3 protein-coding genes are annotated in these 5796 nt (G+C 52.6%); 1 reads left to right on the forward strand and 2 read right to left on the reverse strand.

Annotated elements, in window-relative coordinates; genetic code table 11:
* Nucleotides 1-105: 105 nt before the first annotated feature.
* Nucleotides 106-1110, reverse strand: a complete 1005-nt coding sequence (locus Q4526_RS07545) for a helix-turn-helix domain-containing protein (RefSeq protein WP_303609579.1) — start codon at nt 1108-1110, stop codon at nt 106-108.
* Between the two features lie 216 nt (nt 1111-1326).
* Here Q4526_RS07545 and Q4526_RS07550 point away from each other — a divergent pair, with 216 nt between their 5' ends.
* Nucleotides 1327-4443: an autotransporter-associated beta strand repeat-containing protein gene (locus tag Q4526_RS07550; RefSeq protein ID WP_215976427.1), complete on the forward strand. Its 3117-nt coding sequence runs from the start codon at nt 1327-1329 to the stop codon at nt 4441-4443.
* A gap of 88 nt (nt 4444-4531) precedes the next feature.
* Here the strand turns inward: Q4526_RS07550 and ychF are convergent, their stop codons facing one another.
* A complete protein-coding gene (gene ychF, locus Q4526_RS07555) occupies nt 4532-5623 on the reverse strand; it encodes a redox-regulated ATPase YchF (protein ID WP_215976428.1) in 1092 nt (363 codons plus the stop codon).
* Nucleotides 5624-5796 lie beyond the last annotated feature (173 nt).

Below are 5796 nucleotides of genomic sequence, written 5' to 3' on the forward strand. Positions count from 1 at the left end.
TCCGCATTCCGCATTCCGCATTCCGCATTCCGCATTCCGCATTCCGCATTCCGCATTCCGCATTCCGCATTCCGCATTCCGCATTCCGCATTCCGCATTCCGCATTCAGCGTTCACTTCCCCCTGTGCTATTTAAACGCTGAGTTTGCCCGGGGGTTTCGCCAAAAAATGCACGGTAGGCTTTACTAAAATTACTGACATGGACGTAACCCACAGCGTAAGCGGCGGATTTTACCGGCATGTCAGTTTGCTCCAGCAATGCACGCGCTCGGTTTAAGCGTTCGCGACGCAAGAACTCTCTTGGTGAGCACTGCTGCATGGTTTGGAACAGTTGGTGCAGTTGCCGTTTGGAGACTCCAAACCTTTGGCAGATGTCATCTCCTTTGAGTGGCCGCTCTAGGTTCTCGCGCAGGTATACCGTTATATTATTAAATACCTGCTCGCCCCACAGTGGCGCTTGGCTTGAGCTGTTGTCTTGGCAGGTAATCGTAAGGCGAACGGACTCGGCGAAAATAGACCAAGCCACCGCTTCTAGTTGTAGCTCCTGAGTTGGGGAGCCACCAGCGCAGGTGACTGGAGAAAACACATCAGTCAGCAGGCCGCGCAAACGGCTCTGTACGGGCAGGCGCCGATTTACAGTGCCACCCTCCGGCACCGTGGCAAAATTTGCCAACCCCTCAGGCAGTTGATCTCCTAAACGTTTATGCAAGATCGACATTGGGTTGGCAACGCCTATGTGTCGTACGGTTTGCCCGCCTGGAATAATAAAGCGCGACCCAATGTCTTGCACGCGAAAAAGCAAACCGCTTTGTGGGGTTATCAAGTGTTGTTGGCGATCCGGAGTTTCTAGAGTGATTGTGCCGGTCAGCAGAAAAATACTGCACAGCAGCTCGGCTAATTCTTTTTGATCTGAATGACAGTCAATAACGCAATCTTTGGTTACCCGAAATTCAGATCGGTACAGCGCCAACTCGCTACCGAAATCAAACCGTTGCACTCGGCCAATACCCGCGCTCTCGGGTAGCGGAAAATCATCGGCCACAAAGTCCCAGAGAACCTGATAAGGGGGTGAAAAATCACAGGGATGATCGTCGTGAGTCATGGCGGGCATTTTAACATAAGCCTAAGTGGCGAGTTTAATTTATTGAGCGATACTGTGCCAAACGCATAAAAGTGATGCAAAACAATAAATCAGACAACTTGCTGCTTAGCGTTCCCGCCGTTATCGTTTTGTGAAATAAACGCTGGATTTTCTTAGGGAAAATCTACCGGTACAGTAACCCCTCAACAGAGTTAATGATCCGTGATAATACCGTGCAGCAAGGCTATGCCTGTAGCCGTTAAAGAGCTTCCTGCGACTTTTTCCTCCCTGTTATTGCTTTCATCTCCACAGCAAGGGTTGCCATTCAGAGCTTTAGCGATGGCAGTGTCGTTGTCAGCGGCTCCCGCATGGGCACAAAGCGTCAACGGTACGGGCGAGGTTATTCCGGCAGCTGGGGCCCACCCTTGGTCTATCGCCGGTGACCTTAATGTGGCGCAGGATGCGGCAGGCACACTGGCCATTGAAAGTGGCGCTACGGTGAATAACTCGGAAGGCTATATAGGACGCAACGCGGCCGGCTTGGGCGAGGTCAGCGTTACGGGGGCGGGCTCCATTTGGGCGAATGCCGGCCGGTTGCAAGTCGGCGGTGAGGGCAGTGGTGATTTGAGAATTGAAGACGGTGCCGCCGTTAGCAGTACCCTAGGCCATATTGGTTATGGTGGTCCGAGTGATAGTTCTGCCACTGTGACTGGGGCCAGCTCTTCGTGGACTAACAGTGATGATCTACACGTCGGCCTGTGGGGCAGTGCTGCACTTACGGCTGAGCAAGGTGCCACGGTCCTCAGCAGAAAAGGCACGTTGGGTTATTTCTACACGGGTAATGGGACGGCTACCGTGACCGGTGGTGGTCGCTGGGAAAATCAGGGGACACTTCATATCGGTGTCGATGGTACGGGTACGCTTAATATTGGCGTTTCTGATTTGAGCGACACGGCAGGCACTGTCATCGCAACCGAGGTGACTACCGGCGTTGGTAGTGGCACGGTCAACTTTAACCAAACCGACGATATTACGTTTGCTATTAATATCAACCAGAATATCCGTTTGCATCAGCGTGGTACTGGCAGCACGACCCTAACCGAGGACAATACTTACAATAGAGGCACTATCGTCAATGGCGGCACCTTGGTTGTGAATGGCGGCAGTATTGACCACGCTAGTGCCGATATCATTGTGGGTGAACTCACGGGCGATAGTGCGACCTTGCTTATGCAGAGCGGTGCCAGTATCAATAGCAACAATCATTATATTGGTAGGAATACGGGTAGTAATGGCGCCGTAACGGTAACGAGTGGCGCAAATTGGACGGGCGAGGGATTGCATGTCGGTAGTGAGGGCAGTGGCGCGTTGATCGTTGAAGACGGCTCCACGCTTAGCAATACATTGTCTTATATTGGCTATGGCGGGTTGAGTAACAGTACTGCTACTGTGACTGGGGCCGACTCTTCATGGATTAACAGCGATGATTTGCATGTAGGGCTGTGGGGCAATGGTGCGCTTACGATTGAGCAAGGTGCCACGGTCCAGAGTAAAAGAAGCACACTGGGTTATTATTCAACGGCTAGTGCGACGGCTACGGTAACCGGTGGCGGTCGCTGGGAAAGTCAGGAGACGCTTCATATCGGTAACACTGGTACGGGCACGCTTAATATTGGCGCTTCTGATTTGAGCGATACCGCAGGCACTGTCATCGCAACCAAGTTGATTACCGGCATTGGTAGTGGCACGGTCAACTTTAACCAAATCGACGATATTACGTTTACGGTACCTATCGAAGGAAACATTGTTCTGAATCAGCGTGGCTCTGGCAGCACGACCCTAACCGGGGCCAATACGTACAATAGAGGCACTACCGTCAATGATGGCACCTTGATCATAGATGGAGGCAGTATTACTCACGCCACTGCCAATGTTGTGGTGGGTGATGTCTCCGGCGATACAGCAACGCTGCTGATGCAAAGCGGTGCCAATGTCAGTGGTGATGACGACTATATCGGTAAAGACTCAGGCAGCATCGGTGCTGTGAGCTTAACGGGTGGCGCCAGTTGGACCAATAGGCGCAGCCTGACGGTGGGGCGAGGCGGCAATGGCACGCTGGATATTAATGCGGGCAGTACGGTTAGCAGTGAGGCTGGTCAAATAGCCTGGGTGTTGGGCACCACAGGAAGCGTTACGGTCACAGGGGCTGGCAGCCGCTGGGATAATAACGATGTGTTATCGGTTGGCAGAAGTGGAGCCGGGTCGCTAAGCATTGCTGAGGAGGCGGTCGTCACCAGTGAAACCGCTTACATCGGTCGCAACTCTGACGGTGTCGGTGAGGTCACTCTCGCCGATAACGCCATTTGGACCAATAGCGGTGAGTTGCATGTTGGTATGTGGGGCAATGGCACACTTAGTATCGCCAGTGGCAGTGCGGTGAGCAGTACCGTTAGCCACCTAGGTTGGGATAATGGCACCGAGGGGACAGTAACAGTGGCCGGAGGTGCCACCTGGACCATGACCGATGAGCTGTACCTTGGTGGCATCGGTAACGGAACGCTTAACATTGGCCCGTTTGATCTTAGTGGTACCGCCGGTACGGTAATCGCCGAGGAGATTAAGACCGACATATGGTTTCCCTTTAGGGGGACTGGAGTCTTAAACTTTAACCAAACCGACAACGCCCTTTTTGCTACGCCGATTCAGGGGAATATCAGCCTCAATCAGCGTGGCAGTGGCACCACAACCCTAACGGGTACGCATACCTACCAAGGCGATACCATCATTAGCGGCGGCACGCTGTTGGTCAATGGCAGCATTACCTCGGCGGTAACGGTGCAAGCTGGCGGAACCTTAGGTGGCAGCGGCAGTGTGGGTGGGGTTACCAGCGCGGGCACTTTGACGCCTGGTAATTCGCCGGAAACCTTGAACGTCATGGGCGACCTGGTGCTTAACGCGGCTTCAGTGCAAGAGTTTGAGTTGGATGCCCCCGGCACAGTCGGCGCTGGTGTGAACGATTTGATCGAGGTCGATGGCAACCTCACTCTGGACGGCACACTCAACATTATTGATTGGGGTAATTATGAAGCAGGTACTTACCGGCTGATTAACTTCACAGGTGCGCTGACCGACAATGGCTTAAATATTGGCACCCAGCCTGCGGGCTATACGGCGGTATTGGATCTCTCTGTGGCGAATCAGGTAAATTTAATCGTTAGCGCCGATCCCGATCCCGATCCCGATCCCGATCCCGATCCAACGGTGCATGCATTGCCTATTTTTAATCTACCAGGGGTGTTGTGTATGGCACTGCTGCTGACAGTTAGTGGCGTGGTGCGATTGAGAAAACGCGGACGGGTTTAGTTTCAAAGTCTGACGTCGGAGGTCTGACGTCTGATGCAAAAGAAAAAAGTCGTCAGACGTCCGGCCTCAGACGTCTGACTATTATTAGTTACACATTAAACAAAAAGTGCAGTACATCGCCATCTTTTACGACATACTCTTTGCCTTCTTTACGCGCTTTACCCGCGGTTTTTGCACCTTGCTCACCTTGGTACTCAATAAAGTCATCGTAGGCGATGGTTTCGGCGCGAATAAATCCTTTTTCAAAGTCGGTGTGAATAACACCTGCTGCTTGTGGCGCTGTCGCACCAATAGGGATGGTCCAGGCGCGCACTTCTTTGACGCCTGCGGTAAAGTAAGTGTGGAGACCGAGTAGTTCATAGCCGCCGCGAATAACGCGGTTTAACCCTGGCTCTTCCATGCCCAGTGCTTCCAGAAATTCTGCTTTTTCATCGTCGTCCAGTTCGCTGATTTCCGCTTCAATTTTATTGCAGATAGGCACCACGACGGCGTTCTCGGTAGCGGCAATTTCGCGTACTTGGTCTAAATGTGGGTTGTCGTCAAAGCCGTCTTCCGCCACGTTGGCAATGTACATGGTGGGCTTTAACGTCATTAGGCTCAGTTCGCGCAGCAGGCTGCGTTCATCATCGGTAAGATCATACGAGCGCAGTGGTTTGGCTTCATCGAGGTGTGGTTGCACTTTTTCCAGCAGCGCTTTCATGGCGATGGCGTGCTTGTCCTGGCCTTTGGCGGCTTTGGCAAAGCGCAGAATGGCTTTTTCTACCGTTTCTAAATCGGCCAGCGCCAGCTCGGTGTTGATTACGTCGATATCGGAGGCGGGGTTAATTTTACCGTCAACGTGGATGACGTTTTCATCCTCAAAGCAGCGTACAACATGGGCGATGGCATCCGTCTCGCGAATATTGGCGAGGAACTTATTGCCGAGGCCTTCACCCTTAGAGGCGCCAGCCACAAGACCTGCAATATCGACAAATTCCATGGTGGTGGCAATCACCTTCTCGGGTTTGACGATCTCGGCAATTTTGTCTTGGCGGGGGTCGGGTACCGCAACCACACCGGCGTTGGGCTCAATGGTGCAGAACGGGAAATTCTCCGCGCCAATGCCCGCCTTGGTCAGTGCGTTAAACAACGTGGATTTGCCTACATTCGGAAGACCAACGATACCGCAATTAAAGCCCATGGAACTGTCTCTTGATTGGATGATTGTGCAAACGGCGAATTATACATGAATTGGATGGTGGAGAGGGAGCTTGCTAGCGGTACGCAGAACGCTAGGTGCACAATGCAACAAGCGCTAAGCAAGATTTGACAGAGGCTAAGCTCAGCGCAAAATTTCAGCATTCAGCATTCAGC

This window comes from Gilvimarinus sp. 2_MG-2023, assembly GCF_030547685.1.
Classification (GTDB): domain Bacteria; phylum Pseudomonadota; class Gammaproteobacteria; order Pseudomonadales; family Cellvibrionaceae; genus Gilvimarinus.